The sequence below is a fragment of the Nocardia sp. NPDC051321 genome (assembly GCF_044455225.1).
Classification (GTDB): domain Bacteria; phylum Actinomycetota; class Actinomycetes; order Mycobacteriales; family Mycobacteriaceae; genus Nocardia.
In genome coordinates this window covers 58,965-79,626 of the sequence record NZ_JBITEM010000027.1, presented here as the reverse complement: position 1 = coordinate 79,626, position 20,662 = coordinate 58,965, and the positions used below count along the sequence as shown (strand labels likewise).

The 20,662-nt window shown below is 67.1% G+C and carries 19 protein-coding genes; 8 read left to right on the top strand and 11 right to left on the bottom strand.

Annotation, left to right across the window (positions count from 1 at the left end; genetic code table 11):
- Nucleotides 1–518: 518 nt before the first annotated feature.
- Together ACIA8C_RS41840 and ACIA8C_RS41835 are read right to left on the bottom strand one after the other, a co-directional pair.
- Nucleotides 519–1,709, bottom strand: coding sequence for a hypothetical protein (locus ACIA8C_RS41840; RefSeq protein WP_397144851.1), 1,191 nt, complete (start codon nucleotides 1,707–1,709; stop codon nucleotides 519–521).
- 39 nt (nucleotides 1,710–1,748) lie between these two features.
- On the bottom strand, nucleotides 1,749–2,459 hold the full coding sequence (locus tag ACIA8C_RS41835; protein WP_397144849.1) for a YoaK family protein: 711 nt from the start codon (nucleotides 2,457–2,459) through the stop codon (nucleotides 1,749–1,751).
- A 484-nt stretch (nucleotides 2,460–2,943) separates the two neighbouring features.
- On the opposite strand from ACIA8C_RS41835, the gene ACIA8C_RS41830 reads away from it, so the two are divergent.
- The 4 genes from ACIA8C_RS41830 to ACIA8C_RS41815 all read left to right on the top strand — a co-directional run bounded on the left by ACIA8C_RS41830 (nucleotide 2,944) and on the right by ACIA8C_RS41815 (nucleotide 7,039).
- A complete protein-coding gene (locus ACIA8C_RS41830) occupies nucleotides 2,944–3,873 on the top strand; it encodes an acyl-CoA dehydrogenase (RefSeq protein ID WP_397144847.1) in 930 nt (309 codons plus the stop codon).
- A gap of 787 nt (nucleotides 3,874–4,660) precedes the next feature.
- Nucleotides 4,661–5,092, top strand: coding sequence for a VOC family protein (locus ACIA8C_RS41825; RefSeq protein WP_397144843.1), 432 nt, complete (start codon nucleotides 4,661–4,663; stop codon nucleotides 5,090–5,092).
- A gap of 103 nt (nucleotides 5,093–5,195) precedes the next feature.
- Nucleotides 5,196–6,203: an ATP-binding cassette domain-containing protein gene (locus ACIA8C_RS41820; RefSeq protein WP_397144841.1), complete on the top strand. Its 1,008-nt coding sequence runs from the start codon at nucleotides 5,196–5,198 to the stop codon at nucleotides 6,201–6,203.
- A gap of 50 nt (nucleotides 6,204–6,253) precedes the next feature.
- A complete protein-coding gene (locus tag ACIA8C_RS41815; protein ID WP_397144856.1) occupies nucleotides 6,254–7,039 on the top strand; it encodes an ABC transporter permease in 786 nt (261 codons plus the stop codon).
- Here ACIA8C_RS41815 and ACIA8C_RS41810 read toward each other — a convergent pair whose 3' ends face one another.
- On the bottom strand, nucleotides 7,040–7,252 hold the full coding sequence (locus ACIA8C_RS41810) for a hypothetical protein (protein WP_396994889.1): 213 nt from the start codon (nucleotides 7,250–7,252) through the stop codon (nucleotides 7,040–7,042). It abuts the gene before it with no gap.
- 263 nt (nucleotides 7,253–7,515) lie between these two features.
- Here ACIA8C_RS41810 and ACIA8C_RS41805 point away from each other — a divergent pair, with 263 nt between their 5' ends.
- On the top strand, nucleotides 7,516–8,043 hold the full coding sequence (locus ACIA8C_RS41805; RefSeq protein ID WP_397144839.1) for a peptidylprolyl isomerase: 528 nt from the start codon (nucleotides 7,516–7,518) through the stop codon (nucleotides 8,041–8,043).
- Nucleotides 8,044–8,047: 4 nt separating this feature from the next.
- Nucleotides 8,048–8,914, top strand: a complete 867-nt coding sequence (locus tag ACIA8C_RS41800; protein ID WP_397144837.1) for a rhomboid family intramembrane serine protease — start codon at nucleotides 8,048–8,050, stop codon at nucleotides 8,912–8,914.
- Nucleotides 8,915–9,089: 175 nt separating this feature from the next.
- Here ACIA8C_RS41800 and ACIA8C_RS41795 read toward each other — a convergent pair whose 3' ends face one another.
- Together ACIA8C_RS41795 and crgA are read right to left on the bottom strand one after the other, a co-directional pair.
- Nucleotides 9,090–9,587: a PH domain-containing protein gene (locus ACIA8C_RS41795; protein ID WP_397144835.1), complete on the bottom strand. Its 498-nt coding sequence runs from the start codon at nucleotides 9,585–9,587 to the stop codon at nucleotides 9,090–9,092.
- Nucleotides 9,588–9,707: 120 nt separating this feature from the next.
- A complete protein-coding gene (crgA, locus tag ACIA8C_RS41790; RefSeq protein ID WP_357380114.1) occupies nucleotides 9,708–9,971 on the bottom strand; it encodes a cell division protein CrgA in 264 nt (87 codons plus the stop codon).
- A gap of 174 nt (nucleotides 9,972–10,145) precedes the next feature.
- Between crgA and ACIA8C_RS41785 the strand changes: the two genes are divergently transcribed.
- Together ACIA8C_RS41785 and ACIA8C_RS41780 are read left to right on the top strand one after the other, a co-directional pair.
- A complete protein-coding gene (locus ACIA8C_RS41785; RefSeq protein ID WP_397144833.1) occupies nucleotides 10,146–10,790 on the top strand; it encodes an aminodeoxychorismate/anthranilate synthase component II in 645 nt (214 codons plus the stop codon).
- Nucleotides 10,791–11,003: 213 nt separating this feature from the next.
- On the top strand, nucleotides 11,004–12,197 hold the full coding sequence (locus ACIA8C_RS41780; protein ID WP_397144831.1) for a dihydrofolate reductase family protein: 1,194 nt from the start codon (nucleotides 11,004–11,006) through the stop codon (nucleotides 12,195–12,197).
- A 16-nt stretch (nucleotides 12,198–12,213) separates the two neighbouring features.
- Here ACIA8C_RS41780 and pknB read toward each other — a convergent pair whose 3' ends face one another.
- Genes pknB through ACIA8C_RS41750 form a run of 6 tightly spaced genes read right to left on the bottom strand, consistent with a single transcriptional unit; the run spans nucleotide 12,214 to nucleotide 20,601 of the window.
- Nucleotides 12,214–14,118 (bottom strand): Stk1 family PASTA domain-containing Ser/Thr kinase, encoded by a 1,905-nt coding sequence (gene pknB / locus ACIA8C_RS41775; RefSeq protein ID WP_397144829.1) that lies wholly within the window; start codon nucleotides 14,116–14,118, stop codon nucleotides 12,214–12,216.
- Nucleotides 14,115–15,638 carry a serine/threonine-protein kinase gene (locus tag ACIA8C_RS41770; RefSeq protein WP_397144827.1) on the bottom strand — a complete coding sequence of 508 codons (1,524 nt, stop codon included), beginning with the start codon at nucleotides 15,636–15,638 and terminating at the stop codon, nucleotides 14,115–14,117. The genes pknB and ACIA8C_RS41770 overlap by 4 nt, the downstream gene beginning before the upstream one ends.
- Nucleotides 15,639–15,669: 31 nt before the next feature.
- Nucleotides 15,670–17,139, bottom strand: a complete 1,470-nt coding sequence (locus tag ACIA8C_RS41765; protein ID WP_397144825.1) for a peptidoglycan D,D-transpeptidase FtsI family protein — start codon at nucleotides 17,137–17,139, stop codon at nucleotides 15,670–15,672.
- Nucleotides 17,136–18,626, bottom strand: a complete 1,491-nt coding sequence (locus ACIA8C_RS41760) for an FtsW/RodA/SpoVE family cell cycle protein (RefSeq protein WP_397144824.1) — start codon at nucleotides 18,624–18,626, stop codon at nucleotides 17,136–17,138. The genes ACIA8C_RS41765 and ACIA8C_RS41760 overlap by 4 nt, the downstream gene beginning before the upstream one ends.
- Nucleotides 18,626–20,137, bottom strand: a complete 1,512-nt coding sequence (locus ACIA8C_RS41755; RefSeq protein ID WP_397144822.1) for a PP2C family protein-serine/threonine phosphatase — start codon at nucleotides 20,135–20,137, stop codon at nucleotides 18,626–18,628. Before ACIA8C_RS41755 ends, ACIA8C_RS41760 begins: the two co-directional genes overlap by 1 nt.
- Nucleotides 20,134–20,601 carry an FHA domain-containing protein gene (locus ACIA8C_RS41750; protein WP_014980860.1) on the bottom strand — a complete coding sequence of 156 codons (468 nt, stop codon included), beginning with the start codon at nucleotides 20,599–20,601 and terminating at the stop codon, nucleotides 20,134–20,136. Before ACIA8C_RS41750 ends, ACIA8C_RS41755 begins: the two co-directional genes overlap by 4 nt.
- Nucleotides 20,602–20,662: the final 61 nt, after the last annotated feature.

Here is a 20,662-nt window from a genome sequence, read left to right as displayed (position 1 = left end):
CTTTGTGTGGTTGGTGTTGGGGTTCTCTCTCCGCGGCGCCCCGCCGTCCCTGGCCCCACACCCAAACCCCGGCTGGTGCTTTTTCTTTGTGGGGGGGGGGGGGGGGCCCCCCCCCCCCCACGCCCCGCCCGGCGGGGCTTCGCCCCCCGGACCCCCCTCTCAGGTGTGCCGACCTTCGTAGGTGGACTATTCGGGGTTGTTTGCTGGCTCGGTGACCGCCTGCTGGCCTTGTCGTGGGACTACCTTCCCACGTTCGGTCACTCGCCAATCGCTTCAAGTCTGCCCGGCGGGGTCTGTATCTATCTTTGCCCTGCGATCTATCTGCGTGCTGCGCTGGGGAGTTGGCCGGAGCTCAGTGTGATCGTGACGAGCCCTATAGTTCGGCTGTTTTGGGCTGTGCTGCGCGAACTGAGTTAACAGGTGGATGGACGGTGTGGACGCCCGTGGTTAGGTGTGGAAGCGACGGCGGCGAAAGCTGTGGCACCCCAGCCAATCTCGGCTGGGGTGCTATCGCTTGTTCAGCGGGGGATTGCGGTGGCTTCCAGGCGGGCGAGGGTTTCGGGGGTTGGCCAGTGGCGGACTTCGTAGCGTCGGGGGACCATGTTGGGGATGGGGGTCAGGCCGGCTATTTCGGCTACGGCGGGGAAAGGGGCCTCGAAGAGGGTGGTCATTTGGCCGTCTTCCTCGGTGCAGAAGATGACTCGGTCGGCTTCTGGGAGTAGGTATTCGACGTCTTTGCCCCAGATGGTGGCGGTGTAGGGGCCGGTGTCGGCGGTTGCGTAGAGGAGTGAGCCTGCGAAGGCGGGAGCCAGGTCGTCGTGGCCGGGGTAAGCGAGGTGGTGGTCGGCGGCTTCCGCTAGGGCGGCGGACTGGGCGCTGTATTCGGTTATGGCCAAACCACATCGGGCGCGCTGGGCGAGGGCGCGGTGGCGGTGGTCGGGGAACTGGTCCAGTGGGATGACGGTGCCGTTGTCGTCGACTGTGTAGGCCTGGGGGGAGATGGGGCGGACGGCTTCGCGGTACTGCCGCTCGATCTGGTCGAAGAGGCCGGACAGGTCGTCGACGTCGGGGACGATGATCAAGGTGTCGACGTCGGGGATGAAGGCGATGGGGCGGTGGGTGCCGTCGCCGGAACCGACCAGCCAGCCGGGGACCAGGGGCCAGGAAGTGCAGTAGCCGTCGCCGTTGTCGGCGAAGCGGATCAGGCCCGATCCCTGGTAGCCGCCGGAACCGACCAGGGCGGTGAGGTTTTCGCGTGCGGCGGCGAATACCTCGTCGGCGCTGACGTCCCAGTCCCGCAGGGTCGCGGTGGAGACGATCGAGCGGGAGTGGGGGCGGTCGACCGCGACCAGCTCGTCGAGGAACGGTAAGGCGGGGCGGGTGATAGGCCGCATGCCGTCGGCCGCGGAGTTGATCCCGAAGGTGTTGGGGCGCAGGATCGGTCGCAGCATGGCCCGGACCGCGGGCCAGGTATCTGGCTCGTCGTCGTCTTTGACGCTGGCGACGAAGTTCGCGATTCGTCCGTCACGTTCGGCGGCCGGGAGCTGCGCGGTCTCCCGGAAGATATTGCTCAGGTACAGGTCCAGGCTGCCGACGACGATCTTGAAGTCGGCGGGGTGGTATTGCGCGTCGTGCTCGCCGATAACGGTCAGTTGGTGCAGGACGAGCGCCGCGAACTGGTCGGCGTCGACCCCGAATTTCTCCTCCACGCGGCCACCGTAACCGGCGCGACCGACGAGTGCACGGAGTCAGTCGCTGGAGAGTGGACCGTGCCGATCGAGATGCAGGTAGGTGTAGCCGGTCACGATCAGGCAGACGACCGTCGCGGTGATGAGCATGGCCCACCCGGCGACGAGCATGCTCAACAATCCGCCGAGCAGTGCGCCCAGCGCGAAACTCAGGTAAAGGAGGAAGTATCCGAGCCAATCCGCGTAGTCGCCGCCGCTCATGTGGCGTTCGATGCCCTGGGCCAGCTTCACCAGGGTCCCGGTGACATAGCTCAGCGGCACCGACACCTCACCTTCCTTCACGAACGAGGTGTTCAGCGCGCCGACGCCGAACGCGACGAACAGGATCGGCACGAAGTCGATGGAGGCGGTTTCCGGGTTCTGGAATCGAATGATGTCGATGATCGAGGCGGTGGCGAGGCTGAAGGTGGTCAACAGCGTCGGGCCGTGTGGATGCCCGGACCAGTAGCGCCTGCGGCACCACGAGGCGACCACGACACCGGCGACGAACGACCCGAGCAAGCCTGCCGCCGCGGCCGCGGTGTCGTTCTGATCGTGGAAGTGGCCGAGAATGGCGCGTTCGGTGTTGCCGGTCATGAACGTTACGAAGTAGCCAGCGGTATGCATGAATGCCGCGGCGCCGATCAATCCGGCCAATGCGGCCAGCACCCAGGACAATCTGGCCTCGTTGTCGAAAAGTGCCCGTTTGCGTGCTTCGTCCGGTTTCGGCACAGGTCAGGCTCCTTTCGCTGCGGATGTGACTCTTCAGTGTTACCGCTCGCCGGTGAAACGCGCATGTGCAGCGCCGTTGGTTGCCAGACGATCACCGGTGCGGTGCCAAGCGATCGCCCGGCTGTGGGTGCGAGCGGGTTGTCGATATCCGCGCGGTGGTCGGGTGCCTCGAAAGTTCCGTCTGCCGTGGTCAGTCCCAGTGACGCGTGATGCTGTCAGTTATCAGAAGTAGCCGATCGGATCGGCTGCGACGAATCGGGAGGCTGTCGACAAATAGCCAACTGTGACTCGTAGCACGGAAGGAGCCGCGGCTCGGCGGATGCCACCGTCGACGATGAGGTCGACGCGCCCGAACTCCGGCGAGCGCGTTCGGCAACGGTATCGGTAGACCAACCCGCCCGGTGCCGCATGTGACCTCGGCCAGTTCTGGAGTTCCCCGCACTGGATACCCGCCCGGGACCGCCACGCCGGTTACCGTGCAGGAGTGGACTCCGTGCTCGATTTCCTGCTGACCGAACCCCTCGCCGCGACCCCGATCGACGATGTCGGCGCGGCCTGGACGCGACATCGAGTGGCCGCGAACCGATTCGGCAAGCCGGTCGATGTCGCCCTGGCGGGTGGCTTCGGCGCGGACCGGCTCGGTTACGCCTTCCTGTCCGGATATCAGGAGGCGTTGCGCACGCTGATTCCCGATCTGCCCGCCGACGAATTGGTCGCCTTGTGCGCGACCGAGGCCGGTGGCGGGCATCCGTCGGCGATCCGGACCACGCTGACCGAAGGGCTGGGCAGCGCCCGGCTCAACGGCACCAAAACCTTTGCCACGCTGGGCATGATGGCGCACCGGCTGGTGGTGCTTGCCAGTGTGGGCGTGGCCGAGGACGGCCGGAATCGGTTGCGCGCCACCATGGTCGACGTCCGCGAGGCCGGAGTGCACGTGACGAATCTGCCAGCGACCCCGTGCGCCCCGGAGATCCCGCACGCCATGGTGACGCTGACAGATGTTGCGGCAGTGGTGTTACCGGGCGACGGCTACCTCGATTACCTCAAGCCGTTCCGCACGATCGAGGACGTGCATGTGCTCGCCGCGACGCTGGGCTGGCTGGTTCGGGTGGCGCGTGCGTCGGGCTGGTCGCAGTCGGTGCTGCAGCGGCTGCTGACCGTGGTGGCGGCGGTGCGTGGGCTGGACATCGATGCGCCGAGTTCGCCGGGCGTGCACGTCGCGCTGGGTGGTGCGTTCGAGTACGTCGCCCGGTTGCTGGCGGACCTGGATTCCCTGTGGGCGTCCGTGGATTCGGAGACCAGGCAACGCTGGGAGCGGGACCGCCCGCTGCTCGCGATCGCCGGACGGGTGCGCGATCAGCGGCTGGCTACGGCCTGGCGATCGGTGCGGCCGGGGGAAGATCAGGCGGTCTGACCTGGTCCAGAAATGGGGAGCGGGCCTCGGCGAAGGGGGGGAGTTAGCCGAGGCCCGCGTAAGGTCGGCCCGGGGGGGAGGGGCCGACTTGAATGATCCTACGCGATGTTCCGCGATTGTGTGCGCGTGGGGAGGGCCACTTTTCCAAGATTTTTTGGGTCGGCTTACTTTCTGCTAGATCGGGGTCTTTTCGGGTACTCGGGGGTCCCCGGTCGGTCACTGTTCGGCGGTGGCCTGTTGTTTGCCAAAACCATTGTCACGCAGGTTGATACCTATTCTTTGCCAGGTGTGGCCCGGCGGGTCGAGAGCGGTGTAAAACATGCCGACCGGTCGCTGTGTGGTGAGGATCGCTGTCCGATATGCGCGATTCACTTCGGCGGGCCGCGAAAAGGGACCGCGTGTCGTCTTCGTGGCAATTCCGCAGAGCCGAATTATGTCGTGCCCGATGCGAACATGCGTTCGTGTGCGACAGGCCGGGGCTAGGTCGCATCGGCCGAGCGGCCAAGGCGCTCGGCCGTTTTCGCATCGGCGCGCCCGGGCATGAGTACCGGGCGGCCGGGAATCGGGTAGTCAACTACCCGCGACCCGGCCCGGTGTCGCGCGGGAGTATCGAACCGGTCGCACCTCGATCCGGCACCCCCGAGCACCGCCTGGATCGCGGTGCGGCCTTTGTCCGTCGGGAGGCGGAAATTCACGGCCAATTTTTGGGTCCTTGGCAGCCGTTCGAAAACTCTGTACTTTGTAGAGAGTAAGACTCATCGCACTCTGCACCGAAGGAATCGAACGCTTGCGCATCAACGCCTGCACCCTCTGCCTGTCCGTGGCCGACATCGCCGCCACCCAACGGTTCCTCGTCGATCACTTCGGCTATACCGAGGCAATCGCCGCCGATGGCTTCGTGTCACTGACGCACCCGCAAGCGCCGCTGAGCATCGCGGTGCACGAGATCGGCCTCGTGGTGCTCCCGGAGGAGCAACGGCACGTGCCATCGCAAGGCATCGCGATCGCCTTCACCGTCGATGACGCCGCGCGCGAGGAGGCGCGACTACGGGACGCGGGTGTGCCCATCACCCTGCCGCTGATGGAGCAGCCATGGGGCGAGAAGCTGTTTCAGGTGACCGACCCCAACGGGATCATCGTGGAGGTTCTGGAATGGACGGCGCCCAAAGATATCGAGCCGGCACTTCTTCATGATCGAAACGCCGGACGAACCGACTGATTTGTCGGTGGGTGGCGCAATACTGGCTCGAGTATCGGAAATCGTTACCGCTCCAGCGCATTCGAGCAGATACATCCCATGAAACTTACGACTCAGGAGAATCATGCCCGACGCAATAGTCGCCGAGGGTCTGGTCAAACGTTACGGCGATCTGGTCGCCCTCGACGGACTCGACCTCGCGGTCCCGGAGGGGACCATCACCGCGCTGCTCGGACCCAACGGCGCAGGTAAGACCACCACGGTCCGGGTGCTCACCACCCTGCTCGTCCCCGACTCCGGCCGCGCGACCGTCGCGGGCATCGACGTGCTGCGCGAGCCACGGATGCTGCGCTCCCGGATCGGTGCGTCCGGTCAGTACGCCGCAGTGGATGAATACCTCACCGGCTTCGAGAATTTGGAAATGGTCGGACGGCTGTATCACATGGGTGTGCAGCGCAGTAAAGAGCGAGCGCGCGAACTACTCGAGCGTTTCCGGCTCAGCGACGCCGCCGACCGTCCGGTGAAAACGTATTCCGGCGGGATGCGCAGGCGACTCGACCTGGCGGGCGCGTTGGTCGCCAAACCGCCCGTGCTTTTCCTCGACGAGCCGACCACCGGCCTGGATCCACGGGCCAGGCTCGACCTGTGGGATGTCATCGAGGAGTTGGTGGCGGGTGGCGCCACGCTGTTGCTCACCACCCAGCACATGGACGAGGCCGATCGGCTGGCCGACGCGATCGCGGTGATCGACCATGGCAAGGTGATCGCGCGCGGCACCGCCGATGAGCTCAAGACCATGGTCGGCGGCGACCGGATCGAGCTCACCGTTGATCAGGCCGACCGTCTCGATACCGCGGTGCGGGCGCTGAAAGGCCTGGCGGACGGCGAGATTCACGTCGAGGCCGGATTGCGCCGCATCACCGTCCCGGTGTCGGACGGCTCGCAGGCGCTGGTCGCGGCGATCGGCAAGCTCGCCGAGCACGACGTGCGGATCCACGACGTCGGCCTGCGCAGGCCCTCGCTCGACGATGTCTTCCTCACCCTCACCGGGCACGAGGCGGCGGACCTGGTCAACGACAACGGTCCCGGCGCGACCGACAAGCTCGAAGCGGCGGAAGGACAGACCCGATGACCACGACGGCTGCTGTTATCGACCGGCCATCGCCCGTCGGCACATTGTCGATGGTGGCCAGCGACAGCCTGACCATCGCGAAGCGCGGCGTCATCAAGATCAGGCGAGTGCCCGACGTGCTGATCTTCTCGACGCTCTCGCCGATCATGTTCGTGCTGCTGTTCGCCTACATCTTCGGCTCGGCGATCGACGTGCCCGGCGGGTACCGAGAGTTCTTGATCGCGGGCATCTTCGCGCAGACGGTGGTTTTCGGTGCGTCGTTCACCGGTTCCGCGCTGGCCGAGGATATGCAGAAGGGCATCATCGACCGATTCCGCTCGCTGCCGATGGCGCCGTCCGCCGTCTTGATCGGCCGGACGCTCAGCGACGTGGTGATCAACGTGGTCAGCCTGACGGTGATGTCGTTGACCGGTCTGGTGATCGGCTGGCGGATCCGCGGCTCGTTCCTGGACGCGGTGCTGGCCTATGTGCTGCTGTTGCTGTTCGCCTACGCGGTGTCCTGGATCATGGCCTACGTCGGACTGCTGGTCCGGGCGCCGGAGGTGTTCAACAATGCCAGCTTCATCGTGGTCTTCCCACTGACCTTCATCGGTAACACCTTCACGCCGAGCGAGAAGCTCCCGACGGTGTTGCGGGTGATCGCGGAATGGAATCCAGTGTCTGCCTTGACCCAGGCCAGCCGCGATCTATTCCACAATACGAGTCCCCTGTCCCCGACGCCTACCGTCTGGTCGCTGCGTCATCCCGAGGTGACCGCGCTGATCTGGGTAGCGGTGATCATGGTGATCTTCGTACCGCTGGCCGTGCGGCAGTACAAGAAGACCGTCAGCCGCTAGTCAGCGCCCGTTTTCCGCGTTGACTCCGGTGACTGGAGTCGGCGCGGAGCCATTGCGGGAGTAGCCGATGCGCGGCGGCGCCGGGGCGGGCGCGGGGGGCTGTGGCCGCTTGCTGCGGATCAGCAAGGCCACGGCACCCGCCAGTGCGACGGCGGCCGCGACAATGAGCCGGTTACGAGTACGTGCGGATACATGTAGGGGCCCCAAGGTCATTGGCCCATGCTGGCACAACCGGGCCGTTCATGCAGTAGCGCCAGCTCAGCGGCGCACGCGGCGTCGCGGATTCGCCGCTCATCCGCACCGGTCGAGCGGGTCGGGTGCGGCTACCGCGCAGCCTAGACGCGGCGCCGAACGCTGCCGTCCATAGACGGCAACCCACCGCGCGGATCCGGATCCAGGCTGCCGGGCGCAACCCGACACGGTGGCAGCGGCCGGTGCGCTGAAGTTCCGGGGCGGCGGGACCGTAGCATTGCGGCGTGACCTCACCGAATCAGACCGCTGTGGCGACGCTCCACACGAATCGCGGCGACATCAAGATCTCGCTCTTCGGTAACCACGCGCCCAAGACGGTCCGCAATTTCATCGGCCTCGCCGACGGTTCGGCGCCGTACACCACCGCGAACGCGAGCGGCGGCAGCACCGGCCCGTTCTACGACGGCGCCGTGTTCCATCGCGTGATGGCCGGGTTCATGATTCAGGGCGGGGATCCCACCGGCACCGGGCGCGGCGGACCCGGCTACGAGTTCGGCGACGAATTCCACCCGGAACTGCGCTTCGATCGCGGCTACCTGCTGGCCATGGCCAATGCGGGGCCAGCAACCAACGGTTCGCAGTTCTTCATCACCGTCGGCGCCCAGCCGCATCTCAACCGTAAGCACAGCATCTTCGGCGAGGTCGTCGATCCGGAGTCGCGCAAGGTCGTCGACGCGATCGCCACCACGGCCACCGATCGCAACGACCGCCCACTGGAACCCGTCGAAATCACCAAGATCACGATCGAATGAGCTTATGACCGCCCAGCCGCCTGCGCCGACGTGCGTTCGCCATCCCCAACGTCCGACCGGCCTGGCGTGCACGCGCTGCGGACGGCCCGCCTGCCCGGAATGCCTGCGCCCCGCGGCGGTCGGCCAGCACTGTGTCGACTGTCTTCGGCAAGAGCAGCGCGAGGTGGCACCGGTGCGTACCGTCGCGGGCGCGCCGGCGGCGAGGGCGTCCCTGCCGTATGTGACCTACGCGCTGATCGCGGTGAATGTCGCGGTCTTCGCGATCACCGCGGCCCAGTCGAAGAGCCTGCTGGAGAACCGGACCTCGGCGCTGTTCCATGACTGGGTGCTGTTTCCGCCGCTGGTAGGCCATGGGGAGTGGTTCCGGGTGATCGGTTCCGGCTTCCTGCACTACGGTCCGATCCACCTGCTGCTCAACATGTTCGCGCTGTATGTGATCGGCCGGGATACCGAGCTGGTGCTCGGCAGGCTGCGGTATCTCGCGGTCTATCTCGCGTCGCTGCTCGGCGGTTCCGCCGCCGTCATGGTGTTCTCACAGGACACCTCGACCGCGGGTGCCTCGGGCGCGGTGTACGGCCTGTTCGGTGCGATCACCGTCATCCTGATCCGGCTGCGGCAGAACCCGAATCAGATGCTGATCCTGATCGGCATCAACGTCTTCATCAGCTTCTCGCTGCCGGGCATCTCGCTGTTCGGACACCTCGGCGGGCTGGCCGCCGGCACGCTCGCGACACTGGGCATCCTGTTCCTGCCCACCTGGCTGCGCGCGAAATCGCAAGAGACGGCTCGCCTCATCGGCTGGGTCGCCGTGGCGCTGGTCGCGTTGATCGCGGTCGGCGTGATCGGCGCGACCGCGATGTCGCTGGCCTGATTCGAGATTCGGGGCACGGCTTCACGTGAAACACGAGAAGCCGTGCCACGGAGTGATTACCCATGCCTCGGCGTGAACCAGGGTGGTGCGGGATTCATCTACGCGCGCACGGATTCGCTGGCGACCGCGTCGACTATCAGCCGATGCGGCCTGTGCATAACTCGGCCCGCGAAGGTCAGCGAGTGGTCTCGCCGGACAATCGGAGGGTCCGCACCAGCGTGTCGTAGACATCGTCGGGCCTGGTGCCGAGATCCCAGCGGCCGAAGATCAACAGCCGTTCGGTGCCGTCCTGGTCGACGTCGATTTCCAGCATCGGCATCTTGCGACCGAGCCTGCGGTAGTCGACCACCCTGGCCCGGATGATCTGATCGCGAGCGTATTCGTCGGCGCCGAGCAGATTGCGCACGACCATGCGGGGGTCGGTGCCGGGCACAACGGCGAGCCGGGGTCGCTGACGAAAACCCAGCCCGGCCAGCACCAACAGGCCAGCGGCCGCCAACCCGACGAGCAGTCGGCTGGCGGGTTCGCCAGCGAGTATGGCGGCAACGGCCAGGATGATCCCGCCGCCGGCGACCGCGACGAGCGCGGGCGTCGGAGTTGCCCAGGCGAGGCGCGGGGTGGCCTCGCGCGATGCGGGATCGAACGGCTGGGGATCGGCAGAATCAGGTGTCACGCGTCACTTTCCCCCATCGCTCCTCGAGTTGTCCACAGGTTCATCCACAGGTGTGCATGAATGACACGTCTGTAACCCAGATGTGGTGTCCGCGTTACCGAGAACAACCCAGATGTGGTGTCAACGCCACCGCATGGTCATGATCAGACCGACGACCATGAGGCCGAATCCGATGAGGAAGTTCCAGGCGTTCAGGTCGCTCATCCAGCCGATGTGGTCGGCGGCAAGGTAGTAGACGAGCAGCCACGCCAGTCCGGCGAGCATGAACCCGAGCATGATGGTGACGTACCAGACCGGCGACGGCCCGACCTTCACCTTCACCGGCGTCCGGCTGGCAGGGTTGATCGTGTAGTCGGTCTTCTTCCGGACCTTCGACTTGGGCATGACGTCCTCGTATTTCGGCGTGCAGGTCGGTACCGGCGGGGCAGGCGCGTGTGGGTCGTGCGGAGCTCGCTCGCCACGATGGACGAGGGCTCGGGCGCCCTCCGGTGTGCCTCTAGGCTATCCCAACTGGTATTGGATGCGACGCGGCGCCGTGCGGGGACGTAATCTCGGACCATGCGTGTTCTGGTCGTCGACAATTACGACAGCTTCGTGTTCAACCTGGTCCAGTACCTCGGTCAGCTTGGCGTCGAGGCCGTGGTCTGGCGCAACGACGACGCGAACCTGGCCGATGTGGACGCCGTCGTCACCGAATTCGACGGCATCTTGATCAGCCCGGGTCCCGGCACCCCGGATCGGGCGGGCCGCAGCATCGACCTGGTACGTGCCTGCGCGAGCCACCACGTGCCGTTGCTCGGTGTATGTCTCGGCCATCAGGCCATCGGCGCGGCCTTCGGCGCGACCGTGACTCGCGCCCCCGAACTGCTGCATGGCAAGACCAGCTCGGTATTCCACATCGGCGCGGGTGTGCTTGCTGGCCTGCCCGACCCGTTCACCGCGACGCGCTATCACTCGCTCACCGTGCTCGAAGACACCCTGCCCGAGGAGATCGAGGTGCTCGGCCGCACCGAGACCGGCATCGTGATGGCCATGCGGCACCGCACCCTGCCGATCCACGGCGTGCAGTTCCACCCCGAATCCGTGTTGACCCAGGGCGGCCATCGGATGCTGGCCAACTGGCTCGGCAGCTGCGGCGAGCGCCCGGCGGAGGGCATGGTCGAGACGCTGGAGGCGGAGGTCGCCGCGCTGGTGCTGCAGTGAGCGAGCGAATGACGGGTACGGCCGCGAGCGCGGTGGAGTCCGTCGCGAGCGTCGAGCGTGCGCAGCTGCGCGGCGCAACTGTGCGGCGGCGCGACCAGCGTGTTGTCGGCAGGGGTGTCCGAGCTGGCGCGCAGTTGCGCGCCAGCGAGTCGGTGGCGTGGGTGAGCGCGGGCAGTGGGCCACAGATGCCTAGCCAACGGCCGAGGCGCAACTGTGCGTGAGCGAGGGGCCGGCACCGACTCGCCAGGACGTGGCGACGCTGAGCGGCGGCAAGACGCGACGGTGACGCGTCCGCATGTGCTGCTGTCGGTCGCGATGAGTATCGACGGGTACATCGATGACGCGAGTTCCGAGCGGCTGCGGCTCTCGGATGCGGCGGATTTCGATCGGGTCGATCAGGTGCGGGCGGATTCCGACGCGATCTTGATCGGTGCTGAGACGCTGCGCCGTGACAATCCCCGGCTGCTGGTCGACAGTGCTGACCGCCGGGCCGCGCGAATTGCCGCGGGCAAACCGGAGTTTCCGCTGAAAATCACCGTGACGGCCAGCGGTGAACTGGCTGCTGATCTGCGGTTCTGGCACCACGGCGGCGACAAGCTCGTCTACACGACGGAGGCAGGCGCGAAGCGGCTCGACAGCTTGTCCGGCCTCGCCGAGGTCGTTTCTCTCGGCACCGAACTCGATTTCGGCGTGCTGCTGGACGACCTCGGCCGCCGCGGCATCGCCCGTCTCATGGTCGAGGGCGGCACCCGCATCCACACCGCCTTCCTCGCCGCCGATCTCGCGGACGAACTACACCTGGCAGTCGCGCCGTTGCTGGTCGGCAACCCTGCGGCGCCCCGATTCCTCGGTGCCGCAAGCTTTCCCGGCGCCCCGCACCGTCGCATGCACCTGGCCGACGTCGCCCAGGTCGGTGACATCGCCGTCCTGCGCTACCTGCCGAAACCAGAAACTAAGGCAGCGCAGGACATTCGGTTCATGCGCCGTGCGATCGAACTCGCGCGGCGATGCCCGCCGAGTGCGACGGCGTTCTCCGTCGGCGCGGTGCTCGTGGTCGACGGCGTGGAGATCGCCACCGGGTATTCGCGCGAGACCGACGCGAAGGTGCATGCCGAGGAGTCCGCGTTGAACAAGCTCGACGCGCAGGATCCTCGGTTGGCGCGGGCGACGATGTACACCACGCTCGAACCGTGCTCACAGCGCGCCACGGCGACGCGGCTGCCGTGCACGGACCGAATCCTGCGGGCGGGGATTCCCCGGGTGATCCTCGCCTGGCGCGAACCCGCGACGTTCGTGACCAACTGTGTCGGTGTCGAGAAGCTACGGCAGCAGGGCGTCGAGGTGGTCGAACTGGCCGAGTTGGCGGCGGACGCGATGTCGATGAACCGCCACCTAAAGCTGTCCTAGGCGCCTCCTGCCTCGATCAGGGCGGGCCGAGGACTCCGACGCCGACGGCCACGGTCCCGTTCTTCGGGATCGAACCGCTGGCCGAGGGCTGCTGACTCAGGATCCGACCCACGCTGCTGGTGTCGAACGTGCCCTGCGGTGACTGGCTGATCTGGCTCTGCGTGCCGGTCCAACCCTCCGCGCGCAGCTTGTCCACCGCCTGCGCGACGGTGAGCCCGACCAAAGACGGCATCTTGATCTGGTCGCTGGAGACCTGAACGGTGACTGTCGAGCCCTTCTCCGCGGTCGTGCCGCCCGCGGGGCTGGTCGAGAGCACCTCGCCCTTGGGCCGGGCGGACGGCACCTCTTGGATCTGGATCTTGAATCCGGCGCTGTCCACCAGGTTCGGCTTGGCGACGTCGATGTCCTGCCCCATCACGTTCGGCACCCGGACCGGCTCCGGGCCGGTGCCGATGGTGATCACGATGGCCTTGTCGACATCGACCCGCGAACCCGCCGACGGATCCTGCGCGATGACCTTGTCGTTGTCCTGCGTGCTCGACGGTTTTTTCTGCACCTGCGGATCGATCTTCAGGTTGCTGTTGCGCAACGCGACTTCGGCTTCGGCCTGGCTCATCCCGTCGAGCTTGGGCACCTGAACCTGTGCGGGGCCGGTGGACACCTGCAGGGTGATGGTGCTGCCCTTGTCCTGCCGGGAACCGCCGAGCGGCGCGGTGGAGATGACATTGCCGGTCGCCACCTTGCTGTCCGGCTTCTGCTGGATGGCCACCTTGAAGCCCGCCTGCTGCAACGCGTCCGTCGCCTGCTGCGAGGTCTTGCCCGAAAGGTCCGGTACGGCAACCTGATCCGGCTTGCTCCCGGGTCCGATCAGCACCCAGAACAGGGCGAGCAGCACGGCGACACCGGCCGCCGCGGCAATGCCGATGTAGATCGTGCGGCGCGGGCCGCCTGCCTCCGGCGGGCCCTGCTCGGCGGTGTCGTCGTTGCGCTCGACGGTGCGATAGCTGCGCGGCGCGGGCTCGTCGGAGCCGAAGACGGTGGTGCGGTCCTCGTCGGTCATCACCATCGGCGCGATCGGCTTCTGGCCGCCGAGCACCCGGATCAGGTCGGCGCGCATCTCGGCCGCGCTCTGATAGCGGTTGGCCGGGTTCTTGCTCATCGCCTTGAGGATCACCGAGTCGAGCTCGCGCGGCACGCCGGGATGCACATGCGACGGCAGCCGCGGATCCTCCCTGACGTGCTGGTAGGCCACCGCGACCGGCGAGTCACCGGTGAAAGGCGGCTCACCGGTGAGGATTTCGAACAGCACGCAGCCGACGGAGTACACGTCGGACCTGGCGTCGACGGTCTCGCCGCGCGCCTGCTCGGGCGAAAGGTATTGCGCGGTACCGATTACCGCGGCGGTCTGGGTCATCGGGTTGGCGCTGTCGGCGATCGCGCGGGCGATGCCGAAGTCCATTACCTTCACCGCGCCGGCCCGGTTGATCATGATGTTGGCCGGCTTCATGTCGCGGTGCACGATCCCGGCCTTGTGGCTGAAATCCAGTGCGGCACAGACATCCGCGACGACTTCCATGGCCCGGCGCGGCGGCAGCGGACCCTGGCCGCGCACGATATCGCGCAGCGTGTCGCCCTCGACGTATTCCATCACGATGTAGGGCAGCGGGCCGTCGTCGACCTTGGCCTCGCCGGTGTCGTACACCGCGACGATGGCCGGATGATTCAGCGCGGCGGCATTCTGTGCCTCGCGCTTGAATCTCAGGTAGAAGGTGGGATCGCGGGCCAGGTCGGCCCGCAGCACCTTGATCGCCACGTCCCGGCTGAGCCGCAGGTCCCGTGCCTTGTGCACCTCGGACATGCCACCGAACCCGATGATCTCGCCCAGCTCATAGCGGGAGGAGAGATTCTTCGGGGTCGTCATTGTTGTCCTTGCGAAGAAGTATTGGGCGCGCTCGGGGTTGCCGCGGGGCTCCGGGCACCGGGTTGGTTCCCCGGAAATGGTATGTCGATGGTGGGGATCCGGGGCAGGGTGGTGGCCGGAGTCGTCGTCGACGGCTTCGTGGTCTTCGGCGGCGTCGTCGTGCTCGGCGGCGGCGTTGTCGTCGTCGGCTCCGGCGTCGTCGTGGTCGGCTCCGGGGTGGTGGTCGGTGCCTCGGAGGTGGTCACCGGCGGTGGAACAGGCTTGGGCGTGGTCGTGCTGGTCACCGGCGGCGGCGGTTTGGGCGCGGGCGTCGACGAGGTGACCGGAGGGACCTTGGTATCGGGGTTCGTGTCGCCGCCGAACATCAGATAGAGCACGGCGGCGAGCAGCAGCACCGCACCGGCGCCGAGCGCGGCCATCCACTTCTGCGTCGTGGTGAAGCGCTGACCATTACCCGGCGACACCTGGTTGCCGCCGGTGCCCGGATTGAGCATCGTGGCGGGCGCCCCGGCGCCGTTGGCATAGCCCGCGTTGCCGAGTGCCGCGCCGGCGGGGGTGGAGTAGTGCACCGTCGCGCCGTCGAAATCCGTTGGCGTCGAAGGAATCGCGACGGTCGGCCCGGGTGGCAGCACTCGGGTGGCGCCGGTCATCGACAGCGACGGGTTGGCCCCGGTCGGCGTCGGTGGCCTGCGCCCGGCCCGGACCGCGGCCACCGCGTCGGCGAATTCGCCACCGCGCGAGTAGCGACCCTTCGGATCCTTGCCCATGGTGATCTCGATCAGCTCGCGCACGTTGGCGGGCAGATCACCCGGCATCGGCGGCGGCGTCTCCCGCACGTGTTTCATCGCGACGGTGATCGCGCCGTCGCCGCTGAACGGCCGGGTGCCCGCCAGCGCCTCGTAGCCGACCACGCCGAGCGAGTACACGTCGCTGGCGGCGGTGGCGTCCTCGCCGACCGCCTGCTCCGGCGCGATGTACTGCGCGGTGCCCATCACCATGCCGGTCTTGGTCACCGGCGAGGCGTCCACCGCCTTGGCAATGCCGAAGTCGGTGATCTTCACCTGACCGGTCGGCGTCACCAGGATGTTGCCCGGCTTCACGTCCCGGTGCACCACGCCTGCTCGATGCGCGACGTCCAGCGCCCGGCCGGTCTGCTCGAGCATGTCGAGACCCTGCCCGACGGAGAGCCTGCCGAGCCGGTTCAGCACCGTGTTGAGCGGCTCGCCCTGGACCAGTTCCATGACCAGGTAGGCGGTTTCGCTGCCCTGCGGGTCGGTGGTCTCGCCGTAGTCGTAGATCCCGGCGATGCCAGGGTGATTCAGCTGGGCGGTGGTCCTGGCCTCGGTGCGGAACCGATGCCGGAACGTCGGGTCGGCGGAGAACTCCGACTTGAGCACCTTGACGGCCACCCGGCGATCGAGCCGGGTGTCCAGCGCCTCCCAGACCTGGCCCATGCCGCCGGTCGCGATCAGGCGTTGCAGGCGGTAGCGGTCGGCGATCATCGCACCGTTGTTCAGCATCCCCGTACCTTCACTCGCACATCCATATCGTTCAGCCCCCTCGCAGACCGGCGTCCAAGACCGCACGTGCGATCGGCGCGGCCACCTTGCCGCCCGTCGCGCCCAGCGCACGATCTCCGCCGTTCTCCACGATCACCGCGATGGCGATCTTCGGGTTCTGCGCGGGCGCGAAGGCGATGTACCAGGCGTGCGGAGGGGTATTGCGTGGGTCGCTGCCGTGTTCGGCGGTACCGGTCTTGGACGCGATCTGATAGCGGGTGGAGCTCTGGCCACCGGTGGTGTTGTTCTCCGAGGCGATCATCAGATTCGTCAGCTGTGACGCTACCTGGGCATTGAACGCTTGGCCGAGCGAGACCGGCTTGGTCTTGGACAATTCACTGAGGTCGGGCCCCTGTAGTTGGTCGATCAGGTGCGGCTCCATCCGCACGCCGCCGTTGGCGACGGTCGCCGCGATCACCGCGTTGTCCAGCGGAGTCAGTGCCACGTCACGCTGTCCGATGCTGCTCTGGGCCAGTGCGGCGTTGTCCGGGATGGTGCCGACCGTGCTCTCCGCGACCGGAATCGGGATGGATCGGTTCTCGCCGATACCGAAGGCGGCGGCCTGGTCCTTGAGTTTCGCGGCACCGACCTTGACACCGAGTTCGGCGAACGCGGTGTTGCAGGAGAGCCGGAACGCGTCGTACAGCGAGGCGGTCTGGCCCGAGCCACAGGTGGAGCCGCCGTAGTTCTCCAGCGTGGTGCTGGTGCCAGGCAGGGTGATGTTCGGCGCCGCGGTGAATTGATCCTCCGGTGTGGTGAGGTTGTTCGCCAGCGCCGCCGCGGTGACCACCACCTTGAACGTGGAACCGGGCGGATAGGTCTGCGAGACGGCCCGATTCAGCATCGGCTGATGCGGGTCCGCGTTCAACGCCTCCCAGGTCTGGGTGCCGTGCGCGCCGTCGTGGCTGGACAGCTGGTTCGGGTCGTAGCTGGGCGTGGACACCATGGTGAGGATCCGGCCGGTGCTCGGCTCGATCGCCACCACCGAGCCGGTGAAGCCCTTGCTGGTCAGCTGGTCGTAGGCGACCTGCTGCATGGCCGGGTCGAGGGTGGTGAGCACGTTGCCGCCGCGCGGATCGCGGCCGGACACCATGTCGACCAGGCGCTGTCCGAACAGGTGGCTGTCGGAGCCGTTGAGCACCGAATCCTCGGCCCGCTCCAGACCGGTGGTGCGGTATTGCATCGAGTAGAAACCGGTGGCGGGCGCGTAGGCCTCGGGGGAACTCGGGTAGGTGCGCAGGTATTTGTAGCGGTCTTCGGTAGCGACCGAGTTGGCCAGCACGGTGCCGCCCGCGGAGATCTGCCCGCGCTGGCGCGAGTACTCGTCGAGCAGCACCCGGGAGTTGCGTGGATCGGCGCGGTAGTCGTCGGCCTTGATCACCTGAACATAGGTGGCGTTGAGCAACAGCGCCACGATCATCAGCATCACGGCCATGGCGACCCGGCGTAGCGGAGTGTTCACGTCGCGGGCCCCGCTTCCGGTCGGCCCGCTTCGGGCTTGCGCAACAGTTCGGTGGTCATCTCCGCGATCGGCGCCGCAGGCACGCTCTTGCGGGCCGGGGCAGGCGCGCGCGCCGCGTCGGAAACCTTGATCAGCAACGCGATCAACGCGTAATTGGCGAGCAGCGACGAACCACCGTAGGACATGAACGGCGTGGTGAGACCGGTCAGCGGAATCAGCTTGGTGACACCGCCGACCACCACGAACAGCTGGATCGCGACGGTGAACGCCAGGCCCGCCGCCAGCAGCTTGCCGAAGCTGTCGCGCACCGCGAGCGCGGTGCGCAGGCCGCGCACGATGAGCACCAGGAACAGCACGAGCACCGCGGTGAGCCCGATCAGGCCGAGCTCCTCACCGATCGTGGTGATGATGAAGTCGGTCTTGGCGAAGGGCACCTTGTTGGGCCTGCCGCCGCCGAGGCCGGTACCGGCCAGACCACCGGTGGCGAGCCCGAACAGCGACTGGGAGATCTGGTAGCCGGTGTTGTTGTAGTCGTCGAACGGGTGCAGCCACGTCTGGGTACGCACCTTGACGTGGCTGAAAGTCTGGTAGGCGAAGAAGAAGCCGAGGGTGAGCAGCGCGCCGCCGATGATCAGCCAGCCGACCCGCTCGGTGGCGATGTAGAGCATCACCAGCACGGTGCTGAAGATCAACAGCGAAGTGCCCAGGTCTTTTTCGAAGACGAGCACGCCGACGCAGACGATCCAGACCACCACGATCGGGCCGAGGTCGCGCCCGCGCGGGAACTCCATGCCGAGCAGGTGCCGCCCGGCGGCGGTGAACAGATCGCGCTTGGCCACCAGCACCGAGGCGAAGAAGATGATCAGCAGGATCTTCGCGAACTCGGCGGGCTGGATGCTGAATCCGGTGATCTTGATCCAGTTCTTCGAGCCGTTGATCTCGGAGAACCTGCTCGGCAGCGCCGCGGGCAGCGCCAGCGCGAGCAGCCCGACCAGGCCGAGGGTGTAGCCGTAGCGGGCCAGCGTCCGATAGTCCCGCAACACGATCAGCAGCACGACGAACACGACCATGCCGAGCGCGGTCCAGAGGATCTGCTGGTTGGCGTCGGGGGAGGGCACCGGCAGGGCGTTGTAGACCGCCTCCTGCTGATCGGCCAGGTCGAGCCGGTGGATCAGCACCAGCCCGAGGCCGTTGAGCACCGCGACAATCGGCAGCAGCAGCGGATCGGCGAACGGCGCGAACCGGCGCACCGCGAGATGCGCCACCCCGAACAAGCCGAGGAAGGCCAGCCCGTACTTGGCGATGTCCCAGGTGAGCGACTGTTCCTGACTGGCCTCGACCAGGAAGAGCGAGACCGTCGTGAGCACCGTCGCACCCGCGAGCAACAACAGTTCGATATTGCGTCGGGTACTCGGTGGTGGCGCGGGAGCGAAGCCGCCGGGAGGACTGGGAAAAGCCCCAGCGGACGGCGGTGCCGGCGCGGACATCAGTCCGTCACCCGGCAGTTCTCCCCCGCGATCTGGGGGTTCGGCGACGCGGACGACGACGGAACCGGGGCTTCCGACTTCGCCGGAGTCTTGATCTCGGTGCCCCGTGCGTCACCGGTGCCCGGCGCGGGCGGCGCGGGCTCGGTGGTCGGGGCGGCCGCGGTGCTCGGCGGGGCAGGCGAGGCGGGCGGTGCCGAATCCGGGGTCGGGGTCGGCAACACGCCAGGCTGCGGCACCGAGGTCTTCGCCGGGCACGGCGGCAGCAGTTCACCCTGCGCGATGGAGCGCATCTGCTCCTTGGCCCGATCCAGCGAACCCGGCGGCAGCCCCTTGCCGACCTGCTCGCGTCCGGTCTGCTTGAGATCGGTGACCTTCAGCTGCTTGCAGGCCGACGGCATATCGGCGCCGGGATCGACCAGTGAGAGCTCGCCCGTCTTGGTGACGCAGCCGACCAGATTCACGTCGTGGATCGAGTAACCGAGCACCGAGCCGGGCAGCCCGCGCAGAATCACCACCGAGCCGTTGTCGGCCCCGACGTAGTAGTTGCTGCGAATCATCTTGTAGCCGACCAGCAGTCCGACACCGACGGCCAGCACCAGCGCGAACGCCAGCACGATCCAGCGCAGTTTGCGTGCCTTGCCCTTCGGCTCCGGCTCGGGTGTGCTGGCGGCGCGACGTGGCGCGGCCCGCGGCGGCCGCATGGCTGCCGCGCGTCCGGCCGCGGTGTTCGGCGGCGGCGTGTCCTCGTCCACCCCGGACGCGGCACCGGCCACGATCGGATGGCTCTGGCCGTAATCGAGATCGATCACATCCGCGACGACGACCGTGACGTTGTCCGGGCCGCCGCTGCGCAACGCGAGCTCGATGAGCCGGTCGGCGCATTCGTCGGTGCTGCCCTCGCGCATGGTGTTCGCGATGGTCTCATCGCTCACCACATCGGAGAGGCCGTCCGAGCAGAGCAGATAGCGGTCACCGGCGCGCGCCTCACGCATGATCAGCGTCGGCTCGATCTCGTTGCCGGTGAGCGCGCGCATGATCAACGAGCGCTGCGGGTGCGTGTGCGCCTGCTCCGGCGTGATCCGGCCCTCATCGACCAGTGACTGGACGAAGGTGTCGTCCCTGGTGATCTGCGCCAGCTCGCCGCCACGCAGCATGTACGCGCGGGAGTCGCCGATATGCACCAGGCCGAGCTTCTTGCCCGCGAACAGGACCGCGGTGAGCGTGGTGCCCATCCCGTCGAGTTCGGGCTCCTCCTCGACCTGATCGGCGATGGCGGCGTTGCCCTCCCTGGTCGCCGCATCGAGCTTGCCGAGCAGATCGTCGCCAGGCTCGTCGTCGTCCAGGTGGGCGAGGGCGGCGATCATCAACTGCGACGCCACCTCGCCCGCGGCATGGCCACCCATGCCGTCGGCGAGCGCTAGTAAGCGCGCGCCCGCATAGACAGAGTCTTCATTGTTGCCTCGGACGAGTCCGCGGTCGCTACGCGCTGCGTAGCGGAGAACGAGAGTCACGATCGCAGCTCGATCACTGTTTTGCCGACACGGACAGGGGTGCCGAGCGGAACCCGCACGGCGGTGGTGACTTTCGCGCGATCGAGGTAGGTGCCGTTCGTCGAGCCGAGGTCTTCGACGTACCAATCATCGCCACGCGGGGACAGTCGCGCATGTCTGGTCGAGGCGTAATCATCGGTGAGCACCAGCGTGGAGTCGTCCGCACGCCCGATCAGCACCGGTTGGGTGCCTAGCGAGATGCGGGTGCCGGCGAGTGAACCTTGAGTCACCACAAGAAATTTGGCGCCCTTCTGGCCCCGGCTGAAGGACGGCAGCACCGCGGAACCGCGTGCGGCCCTGGGCTGTATCCGTATGCCGGATGCCGCGTAGATGTCGCTGCGCAAGGTGCGCAGCACCGCCCACACGAACAACCACAACAGCAGCAGGAACCCCGCACGGGTCAGTTGCAGTATCAGTCCCTGCACGGCGTTCCACCTCCTGTTCGACCGTGTATGTCGGTGCCGTAGGTGCGGTTCGACCACCCCA

What these genes read in the sequence shown, in the direction of transcription:
- ACIA8C_RS41810 (WP_396994889.1), bottom strand. Translation starts at nt 7,252, where the DNA reads ATGACCTTGGGGCCCCTACATGTATCCGCACGTACTCGTAACCGGCTC.
- ACIA8C_RS41770 (WP_397144827.1), bottom strand. Translation starts at nt 15,638, where the DNA reads ATGCTGAACAACGGTGCGATGATCGCCGACCGCTACCGCCTGCAACGC.
- ACIA8C_RS41760 (WP_397144824.1), bottom strand. Translation starts at nt 18,626, where the DNA reads ATGTCCGCGCCGGCACCGCCGTCCGCTGGGGCTTTTCCCAGTCCTCCC.
- ACIA8C_RS41820 (WP_397144841.1), top strand. Translation starts at nt 5,196, where the DNA reads ATGCCCGACGCAATAGTCGCCGAGGGTCTGGTCAAACGTTACGGCGAT.
- crgA (WP_357380114.1), bottom strand. Translation starts at nt 9,971, where the DNA reads ATGCCCAAGTCGAAGGTCCGGAAGAAGACCGACTACACGATCAACCCT.
- pknB (WP_397144829.1), bottom strand. Translation starts at nt 14,118, where the DNA reads ATGACGACCCCGAAGAATCTCTCCTCCCGCTATGAGCTGGGCGAGATC.
- ACIA8C_RS41815 (WP_397144856.1), top strand. Translation starts at nt 6,254, where the DNA reads ATGGTGGCCAGCGACAGCCTGACCATCGCGAAGCGCGGCGTCATCAAG.
- ACIA8C_RS41800 (WP_397144837.1), top strand. Translation starts at nt 8,048, where the DNA reads ATGACCGCCCAGCCGCCTGCGCCGACGTGCGTTCGCCATCCCCAACGT.
- ACIA8C_RS41785 (WP_397144833.1), top strand. Translation starts at nt 10,146, where the DNA reads ATGCGTGTTCTGGTCGTCGACAATTACGACAGCTTCGTGTTCAACCTG.